Origin of the sequence: Streptomyces sp. NBC_01013, from assembly GCF_045162765.1 — a bacterium.
GTDB lineage: Bacteria > Actinomycetota > Actinomycetes > Streptomycetales > Streptomycetaceae > Streptomyces.
In genome coordinates this window covers 471,848-497,301 of sequence record NZ_CP108687.1, presented here as the reverse complement: position 1 = coordinate 497,301, position 25,454 = coordinate 471,848, and the positions used below count along the sequence as shown (strand labels likewise).

Here is a 25,454-nt window from a genome sequence, read left to right as displayed (position 1 = left end):
GCCCGCACCGGTTCCCGGCCCCGGAGGCCGCCCGCCTCCGGGACCGGGACGCCCTGCACGTACGGCAGGGTCAGGAGGTCACGGAGAGGTCGTCGCCGTAGACCGTGCCCTGCCCGTACCAGCCGTGCAGATAGACGGTCACCGTGCCGCTGGATCCGGTGGTGAAGGCCACCGACTGCTTGGCGTAGCCGCTCGACGAACCCCAGGTGCTCGCCGAAGCGCCGCCCCGGACGCCGAGATAGCCATAGTTCCCCTGCACCCATCCCTGAAGCGTGTAGGTGGTGTGGGGGGACAGGGTGAGCGTCTGGGTGCACTCGCCGGTCTGCGAGGAGGTCGCCGCGGCGGCCAGCGCGTGCGCACCGCCGTGTACCGGCGAGGAGACGACGGCGCCGCCGGACTCACAGGTCCAGGGGCCCAGCGAACCGGTCTCGAAGCCGCCGTTGACCAGCGATCCGGTACCGCCGCCCGGCCCGGAGACGGTCAGACTGTACGGGGCCGTGTGGGTGAGCGTGCCCGACGTGCCGGTCACGCTGATGGTGTACGTGCCGGGCGCCGCCGAAGCCGAGGCGCTGACCGTCAGGGTCGAGGTGCCTCCCGCGGTGACCGATGCCGGGCTGAGGGACGCCGTCACTCCGGCCGGCGCCCCGCTCGTCTTCAGCGCGACGGCCTGGGCGCTGCCCGAGGTGACCGCCGTCCTCACGGTGGCCGTGGCCGAGCCCCCCGGTGCGACCGTCGCCGATCCGGGCGTGACGGCCACCGAGTAGTCGTCCGTCACCGGACCGGTGCCGCCGCTCGTGAACGGGGCGAAGGTGTGGCTGAAGTACCAGGTGTCCTGCGCGATTCCGGAGCAGGTGTCGCTGCCGCCGGTGCCGGGGCAGCCGCCGTTGTCGCGCTGGAGCGCCCAGAAAGACAGCGTGCTGACGCCCCTGGAGACGGCCCAGTTGTAGACCGCGGTGGCATCGGCGGTGGTGAACGTCTCGGCCGGACCGTAGTCGTCGATGCCCGGCATCTCGATGATGCCGGTCATGCCCCACAGCTGGGCGTCGGTCTTCGACGGGTAGAGATCGGCCAGTTGGCCCTTGAGGCCGGTGATCGCCGTCTGGGTGTCCTGCGCCATGTTGTGCGCGGCTCCGTCGTAGTAGTCGAACGTCATGAGGTTCACGACGTCGACCTTCGCCCCGTTGGACACCGCGTTCTCCAGCACCGCGAGGCCGCTCTCGGCCGGCCCGCTCGTGGTGGTGGGCAGGGTGTACGAGATCTGTACCGAGCGCCCGTTGGCGGCCGCCCAGTCCTGGACCTTCTTGATCGCCTTGTTGCGGCGGTCGATTCCGGCGCTGTTCTCCAGTGAGTTGTCCTCGATGTCCATGTCGAGGCGGGACACGTCGTAGGTCGTGATGACCTTCTCGTACGCCGCCGCGATGGAGTCGACGCTCGTACAGCTGTCGGCGATCTCGGTGCCGCCGTTGTCGGCCGCGTAGCCGCCGAACGACGGGATCACATCGCCGCCGCGCGAGCGGATGGTGGTGAAGTCGGCGCCGAACTCGGCCTGGGCGATGGGTGTGCCCGCGTCGCCGTTCCAGTACGGGGTGCAGGAACCGCGGGCCTCCGTCTGGATGAAGGCCATGGTCAGGTACTTGGCGCCCGACGCCTGGGAGAGCGCGGCCGGGCTGTCTCCGTTCCACGCCTCGAAGTACGGGGCGAAGACGTGTGCGGGCAGGGGGGTGGCGGCGGTTGCGGCGGCCTGTGCGCCGGCGCCTGATCCGAGGACCAGGCCTGCGGACGCGACGAAGGTGGCCAAGGCGCCGAGGAGGGCGCCGACTGTGCTTGGACGTCTCATGGGGCAGCTCCCAGCGGGGTGGGACGACGGGTGATCGCACGGCTCGGCCGCGCGCCCGGTGGGGGCGCGGCCCGTTCCTGTGATTCCCGGCCGGGGTCACGTGCCGCACGGCGAGGAACGACCGTGAGGCATGCCCATGATTGGTCTGGACCAGCTAACTGTCAACATTCTTTACTGTTTCATTCCCCTTGGCTTGCCGGAGCGCGCAACTTGTCTGGCCTACGGGGGAGTTGTCGTCAGCCGAGGCGGAGGGCCGCACGCAGGTACGCAGCCGTCCGGCCCTCCTGGACGCGGCCCACTTCCACGGGCGGTCCCGCGGCCACGATCCGGCCGCCTCGGTCGCCGCCACCGGGACCGAGGTCGATCACCCAGTCGGCTCCCGCCACCACGGCCATGTCGTGCTCCACGACCACCACGGTGCTGCCGGCGTCGACCAGCCCGTGCAACTGCCGCATCAGCACTTCGACATCGGCCGGATGCAGACCCGTCGTCGGCTCGTCGAGCAGATACAGGGTGTGGCCCCGGCGGGCACGCTGCAGCTCCGCGGCCAGCTTGATCCGCTGCGCCTCGCCACCGGACAGCTCGGTCGCCGGCTGCCCCAGCCGCAGATAGCCGAGGCCCACGTGGAGCAGCGTCCGCAGACTGCGCCCGGCGGCGGGGGTGTCCGCGAAGAACGCGGCCGCCGACTCCACTGTCAGATCCAGCACCTGGGCGATGTTCAGCCCCCGCAGGGTGACATCGAGTGTCTCCGGGTTGTACCTGGCTCCGTGACAGTCCGGGCAGGGTGCGTACGTACTGGGCAGGAAGAGCAGCTCCACCGAGACGAACCCCTCGCCCTGGCACGTCTCGCACCGCCCGCCCGGCACGTTGAAGGAGAACCGGCCGGCCCGGTAGCCCCGCTCGCGTGCCACGTCGGTCGTGGCGAAGAGCTTGCGCACGACGTCGAAGAGCCCGGTGTAGGTCGCCAGGTTGGAGCGCGGGGTGCGGCCGATGGGCTTCTGGTCGACCTGGACCAGCCGATCCACCGCCTCCAGTCCCTCCGTCGAGGCGCAACCGGGCGCCGGCCGCTCCCTCTGCTCCCCGGAGGCGTCCTCGGCCTGCCGGTCGGCCAGCGCGCCCGCCAGTACCTGACCCACGAGCGTCGACTTCCCCGAGCCCGAGACCCCCGTGACGGCCGTGAACACCCCGAGCGGGAACGAGGCGTCCACATCGCGCACGTTGTGCCGGTCCACCCCGTGCAGCCGCACCCACCCCGAGGGCGTGCGCACCTGTCGTACGGGGGCGGGGGCGTCGTCGAAGAGGAAACGCCGTGTCGCCGACTCAGCGACGTCGGCGAGGCCGGCGGGCGGGCCGCTGTGCAGCACCCGGCCACCGTGCTCACCGGCCAGCGGGCCGACATCGACCAGCCAGTCCGCCTGTCGCACCACGTCCATCTGGTGCTCCACGACGAAGACCGTGTTCCCGGCCTCCTTGAGCCGCCCCAGCACCGCGAGCAACGACTCCGTGTCCGCCGGGTGCAGTCCGGCCGACGGCTCGTCCAGGACGTAGACCACACCGAAGAGACCCGACCGCAGCTGGGTCGCCAGCCGCAGGCGCTGCAGCTCGCCGGAGGACAGCGTCGGAGCCGTACGGTCGAGGCTGAGGTAGCCGAGCCCCAGCTCGGTGACCGTCCCGATCCGGGCCAGCAGATCCCCCGTCAGCACCCGGGCGGTATCGCCCCCGCCCGCCGCCGACAGCACATCGGCGAGATCCGTGAGCGCGAGGCCGGCCATCTCCGCGATCGTCCGGCCCGCGAAGGTCACCGCCATGGCCTCCGGCCGCAGCCGGCTGCCGCCGCAGACCGGGCAGGGCGCACTCGTCAGGAAACGCTCGGCCTTCGCCCGCAGCGTGCGGCTGCGGGAATCGGCGAACGTGTGCATCACATAGCGCCGGGCGCTCATGTACGTGCCCTGGTAAGGGCGTTGGATCCGGTCCGCGTCGCGCACCGGATGGACGGTGACCACCGGCTGCTCGTCGGTGAACAGGATCCACTCACGGTCGGCCGGATCGAGGTCGCGCCACGGGCGGTCGACGTCATGGCCGAGCGCGTCCAGTACGTCGCGCAGGTTCTTGCCCTGCCACGCCCCCGGCCACGCGGCGATCGCCCCGGCCCTGATGGACAGCCCGGGGTCGGGAACCAGGAGTTCCTCGGTGGTGCGGTGGATCCGGCCAAGACCGTGGCACTTCGGGCAGGCGCCGACGGCCGTGTTCGGCGAGAAGGCATCCGAGTCCAGCCGCTCGGCCCCCTGCGGGTACTCCCCGGCCCGCGAGAACAGCATCCGCAGGGAGTTGGACAGCGTGGTCACCGTGCCGACGGACGACCGGGCGCCGGGCGCGGAGCGGCGCTGCTCCAGCGAGACGGCGGGCGGCAGCCCGGTGATCTCGCCGACCTTCGGTGCACCCACCTGGTGGATGAGCCGCCGCGCGTAGGGCGCGACGGATTCGAAGTAGCGGCGCTGGGCCTCCGCGTAGATCGTCCCGAAGGCCAGTGAGGACTTGCCCGAGCCGGAGACGCCCGTGAAGACGGTGAGGGTGTCGCGCGGGATGTCGACGCGGACGTCCTGCAGATTGTGCTCGCGTGCGCCGCGGACCCTGACGTACGGATCGTGGGGGGTGGGCATGGGGGCTGAGCTCCGTACGGTTCGGGGCGGGCTGACCGGGACGAACGGTTCGATTCCAGGTGTGTGGGCGCTGTATATCAGGTTCACCGCCCGCACCGCCTGCACCGCCCGCACCGGACCTCCGGTCGCCGCCACGCCTCGGTTTGCTGGGCACACTGGGCACATGAGAGACGACGCCCGGCCGCTGGCCGTATTCGATCTGGACGGCACGCTCGCGGACACCGCCCACCGCCAGCACTTCCTGGAGGGCTCCCGGCGCGACTGGGCGGGCTTCTTCTCGGCCGCGCCCGCCGACCCGCCGCTGCCCCAGGGCGTACGGCTCGCCGTGAGCAGCGCCGAGGAGTGCGAGGTCGTCTACCTCACCGGCCGGCCCGAGCGCTGCCGCAAGGACACCGTGGCCTGGCTGGCCCGGCAGGGGCTCCCCGAAGGTCCGCTCCACATGCGGCGCAACGACGACCGGCGGCCGGCCCGCAGGACCAAGCTGGAGGTCCTGCGGGGGCTGGGCCGGGGCCGCACGGTGCGCATGCTGGTGGACGACGACGAACTGGTCTGCGACGCCGCGGAGCTGGCCGGATTCACGGTGGTGCGCGCCCGCTGGACGCACGCCTCGCCCGCTTTGAGGGACGCGCAGGAGCGCGAGGGGCGCACCTGATCGGGGCCGGAGTCGTCACTCCTTGTCGTCCAGCCGGAAGCCCACTTTCAGGCCGACCTGATAGTGCTCGATCCGGCCATCCTTGATCTGCCCGCGCACCTGGGTGATCTCGAACCAGTCGAGATTGTGCAACGTTTCGGAAGCCCTTGCGACGCCGTTGCGGATTGCCGCGTCGATGCCGTCATGGGAGGTTCCTACGATCTCCGTGACGCGATACGTGTGGTTTGACATGGTGTGTCTCCTCTCGCCCTTACCAAGGTGCCCCACCTCGGTGAGGTTCGCGAGAGGTTGCGGAGCGCCGGACCGTCCGGTACCGCCCTTGACCAAAGTATTGGTACATACCAAAATCCAGCCACGCCCGTGCGAGCGCAGCCCGCAGTCCCCCACACCGGGTTCGCAAGTCTGTCCTGCCGTTTCGCAGAAGGTGACCCCCGTGAACAACCGCATGCTCGTCGGAGCCATGGCCCTGATTTCCACCGTCGCGCTGGGCGGGTGCGGAATGATCCCGGGCTCGGGCGGCTCGGGCGACAAGAAGGTCACCATCTGGCTGATGAAGGACAGTGTCACCGCCGACTTCCTGGAACGCTTCAAGAAGTCGTACGAGGACGAGCACTCCTCGGTCGAACTGGAGTTCAAGATTCAGAACTGGAGCGGAATCGGCCCGAAGGTTCTCGAAGCACTGGGCGGCAAGGACACGCCGGACGTCATCGAGGTCGGGAACACCCAGGTCGCCCAGTACGCGGAGAGCGGAAATCTGCGCGATCTCACCCTGGAGTCCATGCGTGACCTGGGCAGCGAGGACTGGCTCCCCGGTCTCGCCGAGCCGGGCAGCATCGGCGGTGTCCAGTACGGAATCCCCTGGTACGCGGCCAACCGTGTGGTGATCTACAACAAGGACCTGTTCCAGCAGGCGGGAATCAAGAGCCCCCCGAAGACCCGCGAACAGTGGATCAAGGACAGCGAGAAGCTGAACCAGGGCGGCGACCAGGGCATGTATCTGCCTGGCCAGAACTGGTACGTGCTCGCCGGATTCATCTGGGACGAGGGCGGTGAACTCGCCGACGACAGGGGCGGGGACTGGCAGGGCGCGCTCGCCACCTCGGCCGCGCTCAAGGGGATGGACTTCTATTCCGAACTCCAGGCGCTGGGGAACGGCCCCAAGGACGCGGACGAGGAAAAGCCCCCGCAGAGCGATGTGTTCGCCAAGGGGGATGTCGCGCAGATCATCTCCACCCCCAGCAGTGCGACCCTGATCGAGAAGGCGAACCCCGAACTCAAGGGAAAGCTGGGCTACTTCCCCATACCCGGTAAGACAGCCAAGACGCCCGGTTCCGTCTTCACCGGCGGTTCCGACCTGATCATCCCGGAGAAGGCGGACCAGCGCAGCGCGGGCTTCGAGGTCATCAAGGCGCTGGCCGGGGCGAAGTGGCAGGAGGAGCTCGCCAAGACGATGAGCTACGTGCCCAACAAGCCCTCCCTGGCCCATGTCATCGAGGGGGAGGAGAGCACTTCCGCGATGGCCGAGGGTGCCACCCGGGGCCATGCGACCCCCAACTCGCCGCAGTGGGCGGCCGTCGAGGCCGCCAACCCGATCAAGCCCTACATGACGGCGGTCCTCCAGGGCGGGGACCCGGCGACCGAGGCGAAGACCGCATCCGAGAAGATCACCGCGCTCCTCGCGGGCAGTTGAGCCGGCAGCCGTCGCACGGCCTCGCGGGCAGCTGAACCGGCAGCCGTCGCACGGCCCCGCGGGGATCGGCCACCCCGCCTCACACCGTGGGATTCAGCCGTCGCACATCCACGCTCCCCATGGCGGACACGTCGAATCCAGCCGGCCACGGAAGAAGTAGGGGGCCGGGTCCTCGCGTCTGCGCGGTGACCCGGCAGCCGCCCTTGCCGACCCGTCCCCGGAGTCCGTCATGCATGTGCTGCCCCCCGTTTCCACCACCGCCCCCTCCGTCCCGGTGCAGCAGCCCGGCCGGGCCGCCCCCACCGGCCTGCCGCGCTACCGGGTCTCCCTCGCCGAGGACCAGGCGGAGATACGCGCCGCGCAGCGCCTGCGCCACCAGGTCTTCGCAGCCGAGTTCGGTGCCCGGCTGGACGGCCCCGAACCCGGCCTGGACAGCGACGCCTTCGACGCGTACTGCGACCACCTCCTGGTCCGGGAAACGGCCACCGGCGAGGTCGTCGCCACCTACCGGCTCCTGCCGCCCGAGCGCGCCCGTATCGCCGGACGCCTCTACGCCGAGAGCGAGTTCGACCTCAGCCGGCTCGCGCCCCTGCGGGACGGACTGGTCGAGGTCGGCCGCTCCTGTGTCCACCCGGCCCACCGCGACGGTGCCGTCATCGCGCTCATCTGGGCAGGAATGGCCCGCTACATGGAGCGCAGCGGGCACAACTGGCTGGCCGGCTGCTGCTCGATCCCCCTGTCCGACGGTGGCGCGGCGGCCGCCCGGGCCTGGGAGACCGTCCGGACCAAGCACCTGGCACCCGAGGAGTACTGGGTCTCGCCGCACCGCCTCTGGCAGCCTCCGGCCGCCCTCGCCGGCACTTCGGGTGGCCCCGTAGGACCTGCCGGGCTCCCGCCCCTGCTGCGCGGCTATCTGCGGCTCGGCGCGCGGGTCTGCGGCGCACCCGCCCACGACCCCGAGTTCAACGTCGCCGATCTGTACGTCCTGCTCTCGCTGCGCGGCACCGACCCGCGCTACCTGCGCCACTTCCTCTCGCTCGCCCCGCAGCAGTGAGTAGCTGGCTGCCCGTCTCGCCCTGCACCCCACCCGGCTGCGCCACCCACGTCGGCCCCGTCCGGCACCCGGTCCCGGCAGCGGCACTGCTGCTCGCCGGCTGCGCACTCGCCCTCGCCGGCGCGCTGTGCGTCCCCCTCGCCCTGCTCCTGGGCCGGGCCCACAGGGGGAGGCTGACCCGGGCCTGGGCGTACCGGGTGGTCCGCTCCTTCGGGGTGCGGGTTTGCGTGGTGGGCCGAGCGGAGGCGCACCGGGGCGGGCCGGGCGTCCTCGTCGCCGCCAACCACGTCTCCTGGCTGGACATCCCCCTGGTCGCGGCCGTGTTCCCCGGCCGGATGCTGGCCAAGAGCGACGTCCGGCGCTGGCCGCTGCTGGGGCCGCTGGCCGCGCTCGGCGGCACCCTCTTCGTCGAGCGCGATCGGCTGCGCGCGCTCCCCACGACCGTGCGGGTCCTCGCCTCGGCACTACGCGGCGGGGCGCGGGCAGTGGTCTTCCCGGAAGGCAGTACCTGGTGCGGCCGGGGGCCCGGCGGCCGGTTCAGGCCCGCCGTCTTCCAGGCGGCGATCGACGCCGACGCCGCGGTCCAGCCCGTCCGCATCCGCTACTTCGCGGCTCCTCCAGGCAGCCGGGAACCCGCGGGGGCCGCAGCGTTCGTCGGTGACGATCCGCTGACCGCCTCGCTGTGGCGGGTGGTGCGGGCGGCCGGTCTGACCGCCGAGATCCACATCCTGCCGAGGATCCCGGCGGGCAGCCTCCACGACCGCCGCGCGCTCGCCGGTCTGGCTCAGTCCACAGTGGCCAGCGACAGGGCGAACCTGCCGGCCGAGTCGGTCCACCACTGACTCAGCCGAAGGCCGGCAGCGGCGAGTTCGCTTCGCACACCGTCCTTGCGGAACTTCGCCGACACCTCCGTCCGCATTTCCTCACCGGCTTCGAACGACACCAGCAGATCCAGTTCCGGAATCTTCACCGTGAGCGCCCGGCGGGCCCGCAGCCGCATCTCGATCCACTCCTGCTGCGGGTTCCACCGGGCCACATGCTCGAAGTCGTCCGGTGCGAAGTCGGCTCCCAGCTCCCGGTCGACGACCGCCAGGACGTTCCGGTTGAACGCGGCCGTCACCCCTGCCGTGTCGTCGTACGCCGCGACCAGCACCTTCTCGTCCTTCACCAGATCCGTACCGAGCAGCAGCGTGTCGCCGGGGGACAGCAGCGACCGCACCGACGACAGGAACGCGGCCCGCTCGTCGGGCAGCAGATTGCCGATGGTGCCGCCGAGGAACGCCACCAGCCGGGGGCCCGGGGTGTCCGGCAACGACAGCTCCGCGGTGAAGTCGGCGATCAGCGCGTGCACCGACAGCTCGGGGCGCTCCTCCAGCAGCGCGTTCGCCGCACCGCGCAGCGCGCTCTCGCTCACGTCGACCGGCACGTAACTGCGCAGCTCGGGCAGCGCGTCCAGCAGGTGCCGGGTCTTCTCCGAGGAGCCGGAGCCCAGCTCGATGAGCGTCCTGGCCCCGGATGCGGCAGCGATCTCGGCCGCCCGGTCGATCAGGATCTCGCGTTCCGCGCGCGTCGGGTAGTACTCGGGCAGCCGGGTGATCTCCTCGAACAGCTCGCTGCCGCGGGCGTCGTAGAACCACTTGGGGGGCAGTGTCTTGGGTTGCAGGGTCAGACCGCGCAGCACATCGGCGCGCAGCGCCGCGTCCGTCGCGTCCACCGGCAGGGTTCGGGTCAGCAGAAAGGGACTCACTCGGTGGGCTCCTTGAGCGGGGTCAGCAGGACTTCGGCGCGGGTCGCGGTCAGCAGGGTGCGGTCGGGAACCTCGATCCAGCGCGGATCGTCGTCGTACGGCTCCGAGGCGACGACCGCGTGCCGGCCGGGCTCGGCCAGATACCACAGGGTGTCTCCCCAGGCCGTGGCAACTATGGTGCGGCCGTCGGTGAGGAGCAGGTTGAGCCGGGATCCGGGCGCAGCCCCGGCGACCTTCCGCACGGTGTCGGTGACCGCCTCCGGGAGGGCGTCGCCCGTTGCCAGCCGGTGCTGCACGAGTGCCCACAGCAGTGCGGAGTCGCAGCGGGCGGTCAGCCGGAGAAGCTCGACCGGGGGAAGCAGCGCAGCGAGCGGTGCCACGGATCCGGGCCAGCCCTTCACCGCGCCGTTGTGGCTGAAGAGCACGTCTCCGCCGCTGAAGGGTGCGGCTGCCGCCTCGCCGTCAGGGTCAGCCTCGGTGGCGTCCCGGACCGCGGCGAGCAGGGCCTGGCTGCGCACCACTCGCGCCAGATCGGCGAAGGTCCGGTCGCCCCAGACGGGTCCCGGCCGGCGGTACCGTCCCGGCACAGGGTCCCCGTCCGCGTACCAGCCGACCCCGAAACCGTCCGCGTTGACGGTCCCGTACCGCTGCCTGCGCGGCTCCCACGACTGCCGAACCAGCGAGTGCACTGGCTGCGTCAGTACTGCGCCCAAGGGTATCGACGGCCCCACGTAAGCAATATGACGGCACATCACATATCCCTGGCGGTGCGGAAGCCGGAGAAGATCTGGCGCCGGACCGGCAGGTCCCAGTTACGGAACGTGCCCCGACAGGCTACCGGGTCCACCGCGAACGAACCGCCGCGCAGCACCTTGTGCTCCGGGCCGAAGAACACCTCCGAGTACTCCCGGTAGGGGAACGGCGCGAAGCCCGGATAGGGCAGGAAGTCGCTCGACGTCCACTCCCACACGTCACCGATCAGCTGCCCGGCGCCGGACGGCGCGCGCCCGGGAGCGTACGCCCCCGCGGGCGCGGGGCGCAGATGGCGCTGTCCGAGATTGGCGCGCTCCGGCGTCGGGTCCTCGTCGCCCCACGGATAGCGCCGGGAGCGCCCGGAGCCGGGGTCGTGCCGGGCCGCCTTCTCCCACTCGGCCTCGGTGGGCAGTCTGCGGCCGGCCCAGCGGGCGTACGCGTCCGCTTCGTACCAGCTCACGTGCAGCACCGGCTCGTCCTCCGGGACCGGCTCGGTCACCCCGAAGCGGCGCCGCAGCCACTGCCCGGCGTCGCGGTGCCAGAACAGCGGAGCCGTCAGATGGTGCTGACGCACCATCGCCCAACCCTCGCTCGCCCACCAGCGCTGCTCCGTGTAGCCGCCGTCCTCGACGAACGCCCGGTAGGCGCCGCAGGTCACAGGTGAGGTGTCGATGAAGAAGCCGGGGACCTCGCGCCGGTGCGCCGGGCGTTCGTTGTCGAGCGCCCACGGCTCGGTCGATGTCCCCATGGTGAACGGGCCGCCGGGGACGAGGACCTCCGGCGGCAGGGTGGCCGCGTCACCGGCCCGCGGGGGCTCCGGTGCACTGAGGGCGGCAGGGCCCGATCGCAGCTGATGGGTGATCAGCATGGTCTCGTCGTGCTGCTGTTCGTGCTGGGCGATCATCCCGAACACGAATCCGGACCGTACCAGCGGGCGGTCGCCCAGTGGGGTCGACTCCAGGACGTCCAGCGCCCGGCCGCGCACCTCCGAGGCGTAGGAACGGGCCTCGGCGGGTCCCAGCAGCGGGAGGGAGGGCCGGGTCGCCCGCGGGTGCTCGAAGGCGTCGTAGAGACCGTCGATCTCCGGGCGCATGGCCTCGCGGCCCGCGACGCCGCGCAGCAGCCACAACTCTTCCTGGTTGCCGATGTGCGCGAGGTCCCACACCAGCGGAGACATCAACGGAGAGTGCTGGGCGGTGAGTTCGTGATCGTCCACGCTGTCGGTCAGGAGCCCGGTGCGCTCGCGGGCGGTGACCAGCGCGGCGAGCGCGCGCTCCCGCAGCACCTCGGGGTCCTGGACGACCGGGTTCTGATCCCGGTCCGGCGAAGGAGTGGGGGAGTCGGTCATGAGAGGGTCCCCTCCGGGTGATCCGAACCGTGGTGCCGGTCCGTCGTAAGCTGTTCCCGCAGATCGTCGGCCGGACATCGGCCCCGCGCGACATAGCGGTCCTGGAAACCGGCCACCGCGTCCTGCACGGCCTGCGTCGCTCCCATCCGCGGCAGCGCCTCCAGAGCGAGATCGAAACAGGTGGCCGCCGCCGCCCGCAGTTCCGGATCGGCCAGCCCGTCGCGGGCGGCCCCGGCCCAGAGCGGATTGCGGGGCGCGGCCAGTGGGCCCGCCGTCTCGGCCAGCGGTTTGACGGCGCGGTACACGGTCTCGGCGGCCTCCGGATCGTCGAACAGGGCAGTGGTGACGGCGAGCGGCACGAGCCAGCCGTCGTCACCCGACTGCGCGTCGATCATGCGCAGCTCCAGGTGCCCGCGCGGACGCACCGGCGGGAACAGCGTGCTGATGTGGTAGTCGAGATCGGACCGGTCGGGCCGCCGCGGTTCCCCCCGGCGGATCCAGTCACGGAAGGTGAGCCCCTCGGGCACGGCCCAGGGCCCCTCGCCGTCCCGGATGCACAGCACCGGTGTGTCGAGTACGTGGGCCGCCCAGGCATCCCGAGGTGGCAGCTGGCCGGCCGGGGCCAGCGTGCGGTGCGGATCGAGGTCGGCCCACAGCGACTGGCGCGTCGACCGCCACGGAGTCGGCCTCCCCAGCCGGAACGGCGAGTTGGCGAACGCCGCCACCAGAACCGCGCCCAGCAGATGGGTCAGCTGCCAGCGCCGCCCGTATCCGAGCGGTCCCGGCTCCTCCTCTCCGGCGTCCAGGCAGACCTGGACGGACGCGGTCGTGCACATCATGGCCCGGCCGGCCGGGCCCGAGCGGTCGAACGCGATCTCCATGGCGTCGTAGCGGGGCTGGTGCAGCAGTCGGCGCGGCGGATGCCAGGGGTCGACACCGAGACCGGCCGGAGCGAGGTCCAGCCGGCCGAGGGCGTCGCGCACCGCGACGAGATCGGCGGCCGTGTCGTCGATGCAGGCCATCAACGAGCCGGCGGGGCGCGAACTGAGCTCCAGCTGGCCACCGGGTTCGAAGGTGAGCGCCGCGTTCAGCGGCAGTGCCCGGACGGCCTCGGCGGCCGCGTCGAGACGGTGGTGGGTGACGGGCACGTGGGGCCGGTCACGGTCGTGCAGGAGCCATTCGAGCTCGACCCCCACGACGCGGGGCGGTCCCGTCTTGAAGCAGATACAGCGCAGTAAATCCTCCGCCTCGCCCTCCGTGATGGGCGTGGCCTGTCCGGGCGGGCCGTGTGTGCCAGGTGTGTCGGATGACATGCCGGGCCTCCTGTTCCGGTGCGACCGTCCTACCCAAACCCTTGCCGGGAGATCGCACAAGGGTGCCCCTGTGCGTCGGAAATTCACTTGCATCCATGCCGTGGGGGCGTTGATGATGCCCCGTATGCACCATAAGGGGGAGGGCCGGTGAGCGCCCGGCTGCGCGGGATCGCGCGCGAGACCGAGACCATCGTCGAGGCAGGGCACTACCGCACACCGCAGGGCCGGGAGGTCAGTATCGAGCGGGCGCTCTCCGCCGCCCTGTCGGGTACCAGGCTGTACGGTCCCGAGCCGGTGCACGTGGCCGCCCTGGACGACAACCGCACACCGCGCATCGAGGTCACCGGCGAGAGCAGCCTCCAGGCAGCCGCCCGGATGACGGGCGAGCAATCGGGCAGGGTCGCCGTCCTGAGCTACGCCTCCGCGCGCAACCCCGGCGGCGGCTATCTCAACGGGGCACAGGCGCAGGAGGAGGCCCTGTGCCGCGGATCCGCCCTTTACGCCACGCTGTTGCGAGCCCCCGACTACTACGCCCACCACCGGGCCGAACGCAGCGCCTTCTACACCGACCGCGTCATCCACTCCCCGGGTGTGCCCGTCTTCCGGGACGACCGCGGCCGGCTGCTCGAGACCCCGTACGTGGCGGGATTCCTCACCTCTCCCGCACCCAACGCCGGAGTGATACGCAGCCGGACCCCGGAGTCGTCGCACCACATCCCCGCGGCCCTCGCCTCGCGCGCCGAACGGGTGCTGGAGGTCGCGGCGGTGCGTGGCTACCGCAGGCTGGTGCTGGGCGCCTGGGGATGCGGTGTGTTCCGCAACGACCCGGCCGAGGTGGCGGGCGCCTTCCGCGCGTTGCTCACCGGCGGCGGCCGTTTCGCGGGCCACTTCGAGCAGATCGTCTTCGGAATTCTCGCCCGCAACGACGACTCACCCACCAGGGCCGCCTTCGATCGTGCGTTCGCCACTGAAGGCCGACCCTCAGGCTGACGTTGAGCCAAAGGGTTCGCGACGTCAGCCGGCACCGGGTCTGGGCCGTTCGGGTCGCGGGCCGGCCCCGGCGCCACGCAACAGCCGGGGCCGTGACGGGCGCGGACGCCCGTCACCGCCAGTTGTAGCGCTCCCGCAGCTGCTCGACGACCAGGTTGAACCTGTCGCGGTCCAGGGCGCACGCCTCGCGCCGCATGCCGTCCTCGTGCACCCGCAGCACCCGGTCCAGGTCGACCCAGGACGGGCGGCCCGAACTGTCCCAGGGGCCCGCTCCCAGCCCCACCCATTCGCGGTCCTGGTCGTGCTGCTTGCTGGACAGCTGTACGGCCAGCAGCGTGCCCGTCGCCTCGCGTGCGACCACGAGAACCGGACGGTCCTTGCCGCGCCCGTCGTTCTCCTCGAACGGGACCCAGGTCCAGACGATCTCGCCCGGATCGGGATCGCCGTCCCGGTCGGGGGCGTACGAGGTGCGGACCGGACCCACGTCATTCGGGTCCGCCTCGGAGGTGGCGGTGGGGCCGGCCTGGCCGGGGAAGCCGGCCGTGCTGTCATTGCTGTCGCTGCGGTGCTGGATGGTCATCGCAACACCGTAGGACCTGCGCAGTCCCTCGCGGGGAGCGGGTCCGCTCCACGGACCGCGGACGGGGGCCGTCAGACGCCCGCTTTCGTCCGGTCCGGACGTCGGCCTGAGGTTCACACCCGCGCCGGGCCCCGGCGCGTTCCGCTGCCGGGCGGGTCTGGAAGACTGCCCGACGCCATGAGTCAGTTACCGAAGCAGCCCGCCGAACGTTCCGTTCCGACCAGCGCCGACGTGGCGCGGCTCGCCTGCGTTTCCCGGGCCACCGTGTCGTACGTTCTGAACAACAACACGGCCGTACGGATCAGCGATCCGACCCGCCGCCGGGTGCGGGAGGCCGCCACCGAACTCGGCTACGTACCGCACGCAGCCGCCCGGAGCCTGCGTGCCGGACACTCGCGCATGGTGCTCCTGCCGACGGCGAGCCTCCCCTCCGCACCCCTGCATCACCGCTTCCTGCATGGCCTGGAATCCGGCCTGCGCCGCCTCGACTACACCGTCGTCCAGTACGGCTCCCTCGGTCTGGACCCGGACGACGCCGCCCGCGCCTGGGCCGAACTGCGACCCGTCGCCGTCATCGCCCCCGGGTCCGTGCCCCTCGCCCCCGAGGGCATCGCCGTACTCCGGCGCTCCGGAGCGAAAGCCGTCATCACCCTCGGGTCGCAGCCGGTGACCGGCGCCCACGCGCTGATCACGGATCAGCGGGAGGTGGGCGGCAGCGCCGTCCGGCACCTGCTGGAGCGCGGCCGACGGCGGATCGGCGTGGTGATGCCCGGGGAAGCCGGTCTCGCCCTGTTCGCCGGCCCCAGACTGGCCGGTGCCCGGCTGGCCGCAGCGGCAGGCGACGCCCGGATCGAGGAGCTCCCGCTGCGATACACGGAGGAATCGGCTGCCGCCCTGGCGGCCCGCTGGCGCACACTCGGTCTGGACGCCGTCTTCGCGTACGACGACAGCTACGCCATGCTGCTGATGCGGGCTCTCCAGGACGCAGGGATCGAGGTGCCCACCGAGACCGCCGTGGTCGGGGCGGACGATTCCATGCTGGGGAGGCTGCTCCGGCCCAGACTCAGCAGCGTACGGATGGAACTGGCTACGGTGCAGCCACTGGCCGACCTCGTCGACCGGCTGGTGCAGCACCCCGGGACGGAGCCCGAACACCACGACCTGCTGCGCGTCCGCACCATCCACCGCGAGTCCAGCTGAACCGGCCGCCAGCGCGGCAACATGCGCGGCGGACGCCCCGTGCTTAGCGTCATGACCATGAGCCATCCGCAGAGTTACGAGATCCTGCTGGTCCCCGCGTTCACCGACGACAGGCGAACGGCAGGCAAGGAGGCCGGAACGAAGGGGTCCGGCGCCGGGCATTCCGGTTCGAGGGATGCCGCCGCGGAGGACAGGGACACGAAGGAAGCGGCCGCCGGGGATCAGGAGCCGAGGGACTCGGGCGCCGGGGATCGGGGGACGGGCGCGGGCGCCGGGGACGAGGACACGAAGGACGTGGCCCCCGGGGATCAGGAACCGAGGGACCCGGACGCCGGGGCCCAGCAGATGAAGGACTCGGGCGCCGGGGAATCCGGCAGCCGCGCCGCCGGGACCGCGCGGCCCGGCGCGGCCCTCCGCTCGGCGATCGTGGCCGCCACGGGCGAGACGGGTGAGTCGGGATACCCCCGCTACGCCGGCGACGGAATGGTGGCGGACATCGACCCCGCGACACACACCGTGGAGGCCCTGCTCGTCGACGGATCGGAGCTGGACTACGGACTCACGGTCCGTGTCTCGGAGCGCAATGTGGAGGGCTGAGGCCGCCGGCTCCCCGGCACCGCAGCAGTCAGGGCCCGGCCGTCACCGGCCGGGCCCTGAGGCACGCGCGGCGCAGACCGCCTACTTCTGCTCCTTCTGCTGCTCCTCGATGGACTTGCGGACCTCGTCCATGTCCAGCTTCCTGGCCTGACCGATCACGTCCTCCAGAGCAGCCTCCGGCAGCGCGCCCGGCTGCGAGAAGACGGCCACGTTGTCCCGGACGATCATCAGCGTCGGGATGGACCGGATCTCGAAGGCCGCCGCCAGCTCCTGCTGAGCCTCCGTGTCGACCTTGGCGAAGACCAGGTCCGCATGACGCTCGGACGCCGAGTCGTAGACCGGCGCGAACTGCCGACACGGGCCGCACCAGGAAGCCCAGAAGTCGATCAGGACGAACTCGTTCTCACTGACGACCTCATCGAAGTTTTCCTTGGTGAGCTCTACGGTGGTCATGCTCTGGTACCTCTTCCTGTGCCCGTATCGACGTGTCCGGGACAACGGTGCCTGTGCTTGCGCTATTCCGCCTGCCCATGTGGCCACCCCGCACACCCCATGACCACAATGGGGCCCATGACACTTGCTGTGGAGCCTGTCGCGTACGACGTCGTGGTCATCGGAGCGGGGCCGGTGGGGGAGAACGTGGCCGACCGCGCCCGGGCCGCCGGGCTGAGCACCGCCATCGTCGAGTCCGAGCTGATCGGCGGCGAATGCTCGTACTGGGCCTGCATGCCCAGCAAGGCCCTGCTGCGCCCCGTCGTCGCCCGCGCCGACGCCCGCCGCGTCCCGGGCCTCGCCGCCGCGGTCCAGGGGCCGCTCGACGCCGCCGCCGTGCTCGCGCACCGCGACACGTACGCCTCGCACTGGAAGGACGACGGCCAGGTCGCCTGGCTGGAGGGGATCGGAGCCGACATCTACCGCGGTCACGGTCGGCTGACCGGCCCGAAGGCGGTCACCGTCACGGCAGCCGACGGTACGGAGCACCGGCTCACGGCCCGGCATGCGGTGGCCGTGTGCACGGGCAGCCGGGCCGTGGTCCCCGACCTGCCGGGCATCGCCGACGCCCGCCCCTGGACCAGCCGGGAGGCGACGAGCGCCAAGGAGGTGCCCGGCCGCCTCGTCGTCGTGGGCGGGGGAGTGGTCGGCGTGGAGATGGCCACCGTGTGGGGCGCCCTGGGAGCCCGGATCACCATGCTGGTCCGCGGCAGGGGCCTGCTGCCCCGGATGGAACCGTTCGCCGGTGAGCTCGTCGCCGAAGCGCTGACCGCCGCGGGCGCCGACATCCGTACGGGCGTCTCGGCCACCTCCGTACAGCGCTCCGCACCGGACGGACCGGTCACCGTGGAGCTCGACAACGGCGAACGGATCGAGGCCGACGAGATCCTCTTCGCCACCGGCCGCGCCCCGCGCACCGACGACCTGGGCCTGGAGACCGTCGACCTGAAGCCGGGGTCCTGGCTCACCGTCGACGACAGCTGCCAGGTCGAGGGGACTCCGTGGCTCTACGCCGTCGGTGATGTGAACCACCGGGCCCTGCTGACCCACCAGGGCAAGTACCAGGCCCGCATCGCGGGTGCGGCGATCGCCGCCCGGGCGCAGGGCGGGCAGTCCCTGGAGACGGACCGCTGGGGCGCCCACGCCGCCACCGCCGATCACGCGGCCGTCCCGCAGGTCGTCTTCACCGACCCGGAAGCCGCCTCGGTGGGGCTCACCCTCGCGGAGGCGGAGCAGGCCGGTCACCGGGTCCGGGCCGTCGACCACGACCTCGCCGCGGTGGCCGGCTCCGGCCTGTACGCGGACGGCTACCGGGGCCGGGCCCGCATGATCGTCGACCTGGACCGGGAGATCCTGCTCGGGGTCACGTTCGTGGGCCCGGGCATCGGCGAGCTGCTGCACTCGGCGACCGTCGCGGTCGCGGGAGAGGTCCCACTCGCCCGCCTCTGGCACGCGGTCCCTGCCTACCCGACGATCAGCGAGATCTGGCTCCGGCTTCTGGAGACGTACCGGGGGAATTGAGTGCTGCCCCGCCAGGATTGCGGGACAGCCCTCCGCACCGCAGGGCCGGGACGAGCAGCTCATCGCACGGCGTGATCGAGTGCGACCCCGCCCCGCCCGCTGTCCGTCGCGCTCCCCCTCCGTCAGCGCGACGAACAGCGGAAACAGGGGGGACCCGGTCCTCAGCACGTGTTCGTGCCGGATGCGCACCCGGTGCCCAGCAGGGCTGCCGCCCCATCAGACCCTCGGCCGGCAGCTGCCGCAGTCGCCCCGCACCCGCCTCCCGCTCAGGGAGCGGGCACCCCGCACAGGTTCCGGTCCGGGAGGAGAGTGGCGGCGCCGAGGAGGGATGACCTCATGCCGCGTCCGGGCGGGTGGGGTCCGGCCGTGCCGACTGCGGCTCCACCCAGCCGTGCCGCACGGCATGGCCGCCGAGCTGCATCCGGGTCCGGACCCCGGCCAGGTCCATGAGGTGGCGCAGGCGCCGGTGCAGTGTGCGCGGGGACAGGCCGAGCTGAGTCGCGGCCGTCGGGTCCGTCAGGCCGGCCAGCAGCAGGGCCAGGATCTTCCGGTCCAGGTCGGTCGGGCCTTCCGGGCCGAGTTCGACGGTGGGCTCGGCCTCCCTCCCGGTGCCCGCCAGTTCGAGCGGGTGGGCGGTGCGCCACACCGTCTCGAACAGCGCGTCCAGCGCGTCCAGCAGGCCGCTGCGGTGCAGCAGCACCGCGCCGGGGTCTCCGGCCGGCGTGACCGCGAGCGGCACGAGGCCGAGGTCCGCGTCGGCCAGCACGAGCTTCATCGGCACCTGGTCGGCGACACGTAGCTGCACGCCGTTGCGCAGCGATTCGATCGCGTCCGCGACGATGCCCGGCTCTGCGAGCACGGCCCGGTCCAGCACCGCCCGGAACCGCACACCGCGGCCGAGGGCCACGGGTTCGGCCGAGTTCTCGTCGGGCGGCACGGCGACGAACGGGGCGGTGATGAAGGAGCGGACCTGGCTGCGGGCCGCCTGCTGTACCTGCAGGAAGCGATGGCGGATCGCGTCGACACCCGTGACGACTTCGATCAGATCGCTGATGCTGCTCCCGGTCATCGCCGCCCGGTGCTCCTCGGCGAACGTCACCAGCGCCTGCTCGGCCATGCGCAGCCCGTCCCTGCGCTGCCCGATGAGAGCGCCGAGAGCGACAGCCGGTGGCGCGGCGGTGAACCGGTCGTCCGCCGACCTGATCACCAGTCCCCACCCGACCAGCCGGCACAGAACCTCGTCGACGAGTGGCCGTGTCATGGCGAGCAGATCCGACAGCGGCGCCGCGGGGCAGTCCGGCCGTCCGAGCAGCTCGCGGTAGACGCGCTCATCATCGGGCCCCAGGCCCAGGACATCCAGCATCGACGACCGACTCTCTTCCACGTGCCGCAGCGGGGAGAGTATGCGCCATGGCGGCAGACCCTGAATAGTCCCTGGTGGGAGCAGGTGTGAGGGGAGAGGCCCCGGGGAGTCGCCTCCCCGGGGCCCGGCCTGGTGGCTCATCGCAGGCCGTAGGCCCGGATGATCTCGTTCTTGACGCTGTAGCCGCGGTCCGTCGCGGCGCTCGCGCGGACCGAAACGAATCCGCCGGGCTTCTCCGCCGTCCGGAACGTTCCCGTCCAGGAGCCGCCTGCGGCCTTGGCCAGGCTCACCTTCTGCCAGGTGGCGCCGTCGTCGTACGAGACGTCCAGCTTCACCGTGGTGACGGTGCCCGGCACAGTCCCGGAGTCCATCGACACCGGCTTGAGCGCGATCTTCCGGGCGTCGTTGCTCTTGATGTCGCCGTGCAGATCGGACTCCAGCCCGTAGTCCAGGTTCAGCACCGAGAACCGTTCGAAGAAGTCCGAGTCGACGGTGCCGGACATGAACGTCCACTCCGTGTGCGTACGCGTCGACAGCCGGAAGACGTCACCGGGCCGCTCGGCGTCGAGTACGGCGCGGTAGGGCAGATTGCCCGCAGGCACCTCCTGCCACTGCATGTCGCCGCTGTTCGGGTTGTCCTGGATCAGCGTGTCGCCCTGGAAGACCTGCAGGTGGGACGGCGTCTCGCCCCACGGCAGGTAGCCGCCCAGCCGCATGGTGTCGCTGGCGGAGGCCCAGGCCTGGACGTTCCAGGTCATGTAGTTCTGCCAGCGGGAGTTGTACACACCGAAGGACTCGCTCTGGCCGGGCCGGGTGGCCGGAGCGAACCAGTCCAGCCGGGTGGCGCTGCCCTTGGCATACGTGTTGTCGCCCGACACCATCGACCACGGCAGCGCCGTGTCGACCCCCTGCGTGTGGAACTCCCGCCAGACCTGGCCGGGCGTCACCCACTCGGTGCGGGTCCCGGGGTGCCACTCGCCCTCGGGCAGGTTGAACGACGGGCTGAGGGTGAAGTCGGACCGGTAGCCCTCCGCCGGCCCACCGTTCGTGGCGGAGTAGTAGCGGGCGTCGATCCGCGCGAGGTCGCCCCTGGAGGGCTTGTAGACGAGGGCCCGGTCCGGCACCTGGCCGGGGTAGTCCCGGGTCAGGTCGTAGACGAACGGCGTGAACTCGGTCTGCTTCACCGTCAGCTTCAGCACGCCGGCCCTGGCCATCGCGACGAGGGCGCTGCCCGCGTCGCGATGGACCGTGGCGACCGGGATGCTCGACTCGCCGACGTACTCCATCAGCCCGCCGACACCGTCGTTGACCACGATCAATGCCTTCGCGCCGGCCGCGACGGCGGCATCGGTGCGCTCCTGCGGCGAAACCTCGTCGCTGCGCCGGATGACGACGATCCTGCCCCTGGCCCGGATCTTCTCGTACGCGGCGGCCGTGCCGTTGCCCGCGTAGACGGCGTTCAGCCTGTCCGTGGCGGTGCCCAGGGCGCTGCCCGCCTGCACGAGTGCCTCGAAGCGGAGCCGGCCGCCCGGCGTGCTCAGCACGAGCGGCGGCTCGCCCTTGCGCCAGCGGGTGATCAGCATGAAGTCGCCCTGCGCCATCCGCTCCGTCGGTGCGACGTAGACGTCGTCGTACGTGGACGGCAGCACATACGCGCCGCGGTAGTCCGTGTACGGATCGAAGCCCTTGTAGTGGACGTTGAAGTCGACCTTGCGCTGGCGGTCCTCGGTGCGCTGCGGCGCCTCGGTCCGCAACAGGTGTGCCTTGCCCGCGTCGAGCACCACCTCGGCGGAGCCGTCCTTGAGCACGGTTTCCGGGTCGACCAGCACGGCCAGACCGGAGCGGTCCGACCTCTCGCCGGCTACGTCGACGTAGGCCGCCACCGTGTACAGACCGGGTGCCATGCGCATCGTGGTCGAGCCCTCGACGTACACGTTCCAGGGCCATGAGTCACCGGCGAGGTTGACCGTGACCCATCCTGCGGCGGGCTTGCCGTCCCGCCCGACCAGCTTGATGTCCAGGTCGTAGCGCTCCTCTTCCTTGAGCAGCGCCACGGAGGTGCGGGTCACCGGCTTCCCGGTGGCCGCATCGGTGCCGATCACATGGCCGACGTGCCGCCCGGCCGAAGCGGAGCGCGGGTCGCCGGTCACCGGCACGGCGGCGGTGCCCCCCGCCGGGACGGTCACCCTGGCGGCGCCCAGCGTGAACGGGCCGCCCTCGCCGGTGAGCTCCAGGTTCAACGTGACGTCGGTGGAACCGGTGTTGGTGAAGGTCAGGTCCTTGGTGACGGCGACGTCGCCCGGCTCGTGCGGCCAGGTGTAGTTGCCGAAGAAGAGCGATCCGGTGCCGCGGACCGTGGTGTGCACGGCGGCGGCCACGTCGACGCGGCCGGTGCCGACCTCGTACGGGGAGTAGTCCCCCAGGCCCTTCGCGCTGCTCATCAGGTGTTCCTTGAGCTGTGCGCCGGTCCAGTCGGGGTGTTGCTGAGCCAGGATCGCCGCCGCACCCACCACGTGCGGGGTGGCCATCGAGGTGCCGCTGAGGGTGCGGTACAGGCCTTCGCCCCCGCCCGTCATCTCCTGCGAGCGGGCCGAGGTGATGTCCACGCCGGGTGCCGCGATGTCCGGCTTCATGCCGCCCGAGTAGGCCAGCGGGCCGGTGCTGGAGAAGGAGGCGAGCCGGTCCTCCTTGTCCGTGGCGGCCACGGTCAGCGCGGACGTGGCCGCGCCCGGCGCCGAGATGGTCTCCGGGCCGGCGTTGCCGGCCGCGATGACGAACAGCGTGCCGTACTGCGCGGACAGCGCGTCGACCGTCCGCGACATCGGGTCGCTGCCGTCCGTCGGATACGAGTCGCCGAGGCTCATGTTGACGACGTCGGCGCCGGACTCGGCGGCCCACTGCATTCCGGCCATGACCCAGGAGTCCTGGCCGTACCCCTCGGCTCCGCCGAGCACCTTGCCGACCACCAGGTCGGCGTCCGGGGCGACGCCTTTGTTGTCGCCCCCGGACGCGGCCCCCGAGCCGACGATCGTGCCCGCCACATGGGTGCCGTGCCCGTTGACGTCGGTGACGGCCTCATCGGGGACGAAGCTGACCGTGTCGTCGATGCGGCCGGCCAGATCGGGGTGGTTGACGTCGACGCCGGTGTCGAGCAGCGCTACCTTGACGCCCTTGCCGGTGTACCCGGACGCCCAGGCTTCGGGCGCGCCGATGAGCGGCACGCTCTCCTTCAGGTTGACCTTCACACGCCCGTCGAGCCACAGCTTCGTCACGCCCGCCCCCAGCACGGCGCTGCTTCGCGGTGCGACGGTGTTCCAGAAGGTGTGGGCCTGCCGCTTCTCGGTGCTCAGCGCGGCACCGTGGATGCCTTTGAGCCTGCGGGTCAGCTTGCTGCCACGGGGGGCCGCCGGCTCGGCGGCCGAGCGGGTCTTCGGCGTGGCGTACGTCGCGATCAGCGGTACCGCGGACGACTTCGCGTCGTCGTACCCCATCTCGATCAGGTCGGTGACGTTGAACAGCCGGCGGTCGAGCTTGCCGGTGCCCAGCAGCGGAGCCGCCTCGTCGGGGACGACGTACAAATCGCCCTTGATCTGCTGGATCTTCACGCCGCCGACGGCGCTGTCCGGCCGGTCGACGTCAGCGGTCTGTTTGCCGTCGGCCATGGTGGTGACGGTGACGACGTCGCCGGTGACCAGGGTGACCTTGTGGGTTGCCGAGGGCTTGGCGGGAGCAGAGGGCCTGCTCGGGGTGGCCTGGGCGGGTGCTTGCAGAACTGCGAGCCCCGTCACCAGGAGTGGGACCGCGGTGGCGGTCGCTATCAGCTGCCGGCGTCTGCGCCGGTAGGCGGAGGAGTGAGAGGGGGAGAACATGGCATCGGTCTATCTGTGAGGAACGCACGGCGTGAAGGGCTGACGGCGGCAAGTTCTCGCCATGGCAACGACTCGCCGAGGGTGAACGGCTGGAATGGGGGCAAGTCGCCGCCCCGGGTGGCGCCGTTGTGCTCTCGCGGGCCGCAGCCCGAGGCCCGGCCTCAGGGCTCGGACCTGCCGGGCGGCGCGCTCATCCGCCTGCCCCGCTCATGTGACCGTCCGCGTCCCTGAGCTCGCGCTTGAGGATCTTTCCGGTGGCGTTGGTCGGCAGTGCATCGAGGAACTCCACGATGCGGGGGTACTTGTAGCCGGCCATCTGCTCCCTGCACCAGGCGATCAGCTCCTCTTCGGCGAGCGTCGCTCCCGGGGCACGCACCACGCACGCCTTGACCTCCTCGCCGTGGCTGGCGTGCGGCACGCCGATGACGGCCGCCATGCTCACGGCGGGGTGGGTGAGCAGCACTTCCTCGACCTCGCGCGGATACACGTTGAAGCCACCCCGCACGATCATGTCCTTGGCCCGGTCCACGATGTAGAGCCATCCGTCCTCGTCGCGACGGGCCAGGTCGCCGGTGCGGAACCAGCCGTCGCGCATCACCTCGGCGGTCGACCGGGGCCGGTTGAAGTAGCCCTTCATGACGTTGTGGCCGCGGACGGCGATCTCGCCGACGGCGTCCGCGCCCTCCACGGATGCCCAGTCCTTGTCGACCAGGTCCACCTCCACGCCCCAGACCGGGCGGCCGATGGAGCCGGGGCGCACCTGTTCACCGCGGGGGGCGAAGGTGGCCACCGGACTGGTCTCCGAGAGGCCGTACCCCTCCATGACGGTGACGCCGAAGCGCTCGCTGAAACGGCGGTGGATCTCGACCGGCAGAGCGGAGCCGCCCGATCCCGCCATCCTCAACGACCCAGCGATCCGCGAGGGTTCCACCTCTGGCGGTTCCGCATCGAGAAGGGCCCAGTACATCGTGGGCACACCCGCGAAGAAGGTCACCGCGTGACGCTGCATCAGGGCCAGGGCGGACGAGGCGTGGAAGCGTGGCAGCAGAACGAGCGTCGCCTGCGAGGCGAGGCCCGCGTTCATCTGCACGACCTGACCGAAGGAATGGAAGAGCGGCAGGGCGACCAGGTGAACATCGTGCTCGACCTCGCCGAACACCTTGTGGCAGGTCAGTACGTTGAGCATCAGGTTCGAGTGGCTGAGTTCCGCGCCCTTGGGCCGACCGGTGGTGCCCGAGGTGTACAGGATGACCGCCGTGTCGTCGGGTTCCGTCGCCACGGTCTCGAAGTCCGCGCTCCGCCCGGCCAGCGCTGCTGTGAGGGTCTGGGCACCCGCGATCGGGGAGTGCTCGGTGGGAGAGGCGGTCATGAGGAAGAAGTCCGTGCAGCCGGGAGCCCCGCTGAAGCCGGACCAGCCGTCCTGGCCCATCGGGAGCTCCGGGCCGCCCTCGAAGCAGAAGTAGGCTCTGGCCTCGGAGTCCGCCAGGTGATAGGCGATCTCGCGGCCCTTGAGCAGCACGTTGAGCGGCACGACCGCCGCGCCGGCCTTGAGGATGCCGTAGTAGACGATCGGGAACCACGGGAGGTTCGGGCAGGACAGGGCGACCTTGTCGCCCGGGCCTATACCGCGGGAACGCAGCAGGCCGGCCACACGGCGGGCGGCCGTGTCCAACTCCGCGTACGTCGTCCGCTGGACGCCCAGCACGACCGCCGCACGGTCGGGCACGGTCCGGGCACTGTTCTCCAGCAGGGTGGCGAGATTGAGCATGGGGTCTCCGTAAGGGACGG

Annotated in this window: 20 protein-coding genes; 8 read left to right on the top strand and 12 right to left on the bottom strand. The window is 71.4% G+C overall.

What is annotated here, in order from left to right; all coding sequences use genetic code 11:
- Positions 1–70: 70 nt before the first annotated feature.
- Complete coding sequence (locus tag OG538_RS02140) at positions 71–1,837, bottom strand: glycosyl hydrolase family 18 protein (protein ID WP_406089546.1); 1,767 nt, start codon at positions 1,835–1,837, stop codon at positions 71–73.
- Positions 1,838–2,073: 236 nt separating this feature from the next.
- Positions 2,074–4,497, bottom strand: a complete 2,424-nt coding sequence (locus tag OG538_RS02135; RefSeq protein ID WP_406089544.1) for an ABC transporter — start codon at positions 4,495–4,497, stop codon at positions 2,074–2,076.
- 163 nt (positions 4,498–4,660) lie between these two features.
- Here OG538_RS02135 and OG538_RS02130 point away from each other — a divergent pair, with 163 nt between their 5' ends.
- Positions 4,661–5,149 carry a hypothetical protein gene (locus OG538_RS02130; protein ID WP_406089542.1) on the top strand — a complete coding sequence of 163 codons (489 nt, stop codon included), beginning with the start codon at positions 4,661–4,663 and terminating at the stop codon, positions 5,147–5,149.
- Between the two features lie 15 nt (positions 5,150–5,164).
- Here OG538_RS02130 and OG538_RS02125 read toward each other — a convergent pair whose 3' ends face one another.
- Positions 5,165–5,380 carry a dodecin gene (locus tag OG538_RS02125; RefSeq protein ID WP_406089540.1) on the bottom strand — a complete coding sequence of 72 codons (216 nt, stop codon included), beginning with the start codon at positions 5,378–5,380 and terminating at the stop codon, positions 5,165–5,167.
- 202 nt (positions 5,381–5,582) lie between these two features.
- Here OG538_RS02125 and OG538_RS02120 point away from each other — a divergent pair, with 202 nt between their 5' ends.
- From OG538_RS02120 to OG538_RS02110, 3 genes are all read left to right on the top strand, one after another.
- The gene (locus OG538_RS02120) at positions 5,583–6,839 is read left to right on the top strand and encodes an extracellular solute-binding protein (protein ID WP_406089538.1); all 1,257 of its coding nucleotides are present in this window, start codon (positions 5,583–5,585) and stop codon (positions 6,837–6,839) included.
- Positions 6,840–7,068: 229 nt separating this feature from the next.
- Positions 7,069–7,893: a GNAT family N-acetyltransferase gene (locus OG538_RS02115; RefSeq protein WP_406089536.1), complete on the top strand. Its 825-nt coding sequence runs from the start codon at positions 7,069–7,071 to the stop codon at positions 7,891–7,893.
- Entirely contained in the window at positions 7,890–8,735 is an 846-nt protein-coding gene (locus OG538_RS02110) for a lysophospholipid acyltransferase family protein (protein ID WP_406089534.1), read from the top strand. The genes OG538_RS02115 and OG538_RS02110 overlap by 4 nt, the downstream gene beginning before the upstream one ends.
- On the opposite strand, the gene egtD is transcribed toward OG538_RS02110, so the two are convergent.
- The 4 genes from egtD to egtA are packed head-to-tail and all read right to left on the bottom strand — an operon-like array spanning position 8,678 to position 13,054.
- Positions 8,678–9,640 (bottom strand): L-histidine N(alpha)-methyltransferase, encoded by a 963-nt coding sequence (gene egtD / locus OG538_RS02105; RefSeq protein ID WP_406089532.1) that lies wholly within the window; start codon positions 9,638–9,640, stop codon positions 8,678–8,680. The two genes, OG538_RS02110 and egtD, sit on opposite strands and share 58 nt — an antisense overlap.
- On the bottom strand, positions 9,637–10,392 hold the full coding sequence (egtC, locus tag OG538_RS02100; protein ID WP_406089530.1) for an ergothioneine biosynthesis protein EgtC: 756 nt from the start codon (positions 10,390–10,392) through the stop codon (positions 9,637–9,639). The genes egtD and egtC overlap by 4 nt, the downstream gene beginning before the upstream one ends.
- Positions 10,392–11,741 carry an ergothioneine biosynthesis protein EgtB gene (egtB, locus tag OG538_RS02095; protein WP_406089528.1) on the bottom strand — a complete coding sequence of 450 codons (1,350 nt, stop codon included), beginning with the start codon at positions 11,739–11,741 and terminating at the stop codon, positions 10,392–10,394. Before egtB ends, egtC begins: the two co-directional genes overlap by 1 nt.
- Positions 11,738–13,054 carry an ergothioneine biosynthesis glutamate--cysteine ligase EgtA gene (gene egtA, locus OG538_RS02090; protein ID WP_406089526.1) on the bottom strand — a complete coding sequence of 439 codons (1,317 nt, stop codon included), beginning with the start codon at positions 13,052–13,054 and terminating at the stop codon, positions 11,738–11,740. Before egtA ends, egtB begins: the two co-directional genes overlap by 4 nt.
- A gap of 147 nt (positions 13,055–13,201) precedes the next feature.
- Here egtA and OG538_RS02085 point away from each other — a divergent pair, with 147 nt between their 5' ends.
- A complete protein-coding gene (locus OG538_RS02085) occupies positions 13,202–14,044 on the top strand; it encodes a TIGR02452 family protein (RefSeq protein ID WP_406089524.1) in 843 nt (280 codons plus the stop codon).
- Between the two features lie 112 nt (positions 14,045–14,156).
- Here the strand turns inward: OG538_RS02085 and OG538_RS02080 are convergent, their stop codons facing one another.
- Positions 14,157–14,624, bottom strand: coding sequence for a type II toxin-antitoxin system PemK/MazF family toxin (locus OG538_RS02080; protein ID WP_406089522.1), 468 nt, complete (start codon positions 14,622–14,624; stop codon positions 14,157–14,159).
- Positions 14,625–14,801: 177 nt separating this feature from the next.
- Between OG538_RS02080 and OG538_RS02075 the strand changes: the two genes are divergently transcribed.
- Both OG538_RS02075 and OG538_RS02070 read left to right on the top strand, forming a co-directional pair.
- Positions 14,802–15,824, top strand: coding sequence for a LacI family DNA-binding transcriptional regulator (locus OG538_RS02075; RefSeq protein ID WP_406089520.1), 1,023 nt, complete (start codon positions 14,802–14,804; stop codon positions 15,822–15,824).
- 57 nt (positions 15,825–15,881) lie between these two features.
- Positions 15,882–16,421: a hypothetical protein gene (locus OG538_RS02070; RefSeq protein ID WP_406089518.1), complete on the top strand. Its 540-nt coding sequence runs from the start codon at positions 15,882–15,884 to the stop codon at positions 16,419–16,421.
- A gap of 81 nt (positions 16,422–16,502) precedes the next feature.
- On the opposite strand, the gene trxA is transcribed toward OG538_RS02070, so the two are convergent.
- Entirely contained in the window at positions 16,503–16,874 is a 372-nt protein-coding gene (gene trxA, locus OG538_RS02065) for a thioredoxin (RefSeq protein WP_406089516.1), read from the bottom strand.
- A 117-nt stretch (positions 16,875–16,991) separates the two neighbouring features.
- Here trxA and OG538_RS02060 point away from each other — a divergent pair, with 117 nt between their 5' ends.
- A complete protein-coding gene (locus OG538_RS02060) occupies positions 16,992–18,434 on the top strand; it encodes a dihydrolipoyl dehydrogenase family protein (protein ID WP_406089514.1) in 1,443 nt (480 codons plus the stop codon).
- Between the two features lie 334 nt (positions 18,435–18,768).
- Here OG538_RS02060 and OG538_RS02055 read toward each other — a convergent pair whose 3' ends face one another.
- The 3 genes from OG538_RS02055 to OG538_RS02045 form a co-directional block, all read right to left on the bottom strand.
- Positions 18,769–19,818, bottom strand: a complete 1,050-nt coding sequence (locus OG538_RS02055) for a transcriptional regulator TrmB (protein ID WP_406089512.1) — start codon at positions 19,816–19,818, stop codon at positions 18,769–18,771.
- 116 nt (positions 19,819–19,934) lie between these two features.
- Complete coding sequence (locus tag OG538_RS02050; RefSeq protein WP_406089510.1) at positions 19,935–23,666, bottom strand: S8 family peptidase; 3,732 nt, start codon at positions 23,664–23,666, stop codon at positions 19,935–19,937.
- 190 nt (positions 23,667–23,856) lie between these two features.
- Positions 23,857–25,434, bottom strand: a complete 1,578-nt coding sequence (locus tag OG538_RS02045) for a long-chain-fatty-acid--CoA ligase (RefSeq protein WP_406089508.1) — start codon at positions 25,432–25,434, stop codon at positions 23,857–23,859.
- Positions 25,435–25,454: the final 20 nt, after the last annotated feature.

Coding starts and splice junctions, on each gene's coding strand:
- OG538_RS02115 (WP_406089536.1), top strand. CDS start 7,069: ATGCATGTGCTGCCCCCCGTTTCCACCACCGCCCCCTCCGTCCCGGTG.
- OG538_RS02050 (WP_406089510.1), bottom strand. CDS start 23,666: ATGTTCTCCCCCTCTCACTCCTCCGCCTACCGGCGCAGACGCCGGCAG.
- egtB (WP_406089528.1), bottom strand. CDS start 11,741: ATGACCGACTCCCCCACTCCTTCGCCGGACCGGGATCAGAACCCGGTC.
- OG538_RS02135 (WP_406089544.1), bottom strand. CDS start 4,497: ATGCCCACCCCCCACGATCCGTACGTCAGGGTCCGCGGCGCACGCGAG.
- egtA (WP_406089526.1), bottom strand. CDS start 13,054: ATGTCATCCGACACACCTGGCACACACGGCCCGCCCGGACAGGCCACG.
- trxA (WP_406089516.1), bottom strand. CDS start 16,874: ATGACCACCGTAGAGCTCACCAAGGAAAACTTCGATGAGGTCGTCAGT.
- OG538_RS02045 (WP_406089508.1), bottom strand. CDS start 25,434: ATGCTCAATCTCGCCACCCTGCTGGAGAACAGTGCCCGGACCGTGCCC.
- OG538_RS02130 (WP_406089542.1), top strand. CDS start 4,661: ATGAGAGACGACGCCCGGCCGCTGGCCGTATTCGATCTGGACGGCACG.
- OG538_RS02140 (WP_406089546.1), bottom strand. CDS start 1,837: ATGAGACGTCCAAGCACAGTCGGCGCCCTCCTCGGCGCCTTGGCCACC.
- OG538_RS02080 (WP_406089522.1), bottom strand. CDS start 14,624: ATGACCATCCAGCACCGCAGCGACAGCAATGACAGCACGGCCGGCTTC.
- OG538_RS02075 (WP_406089520.1), top strand. CDS start 14,802: ATGAGTCAGTTACCGAAGCAGCCCGCCGAACGTTCCGTTCCGACCAGC.
- OG538_RS02125 (WP_406089540.1), bottom strand. CDS start 5,380: ATGTCAAACCACACGTATCGCGTCACGGAGATCGTAGGAACCTCCCAT.
- OG538_RS02070 (WP_406089518.1), top strand. CDS start 15,882: ATGAGCCATCCGCAGAGTTACGAGATCCTGCTGGTCCCCGCGTTCACC.
- OG538_RS02060 (WP_406089514.1), top strand. CDS start 16,992: ATGACACTTGCTGTGGAGCCTGTCGCGTACGACGTCGTGGTCATCGGA.
- egtC (WP_406089530.1), bottom strand. CDS start 10,392: ATGTGCCGTCATATTGCTTACGTGGGGCCGTCGATACCCTTGGGCGCA.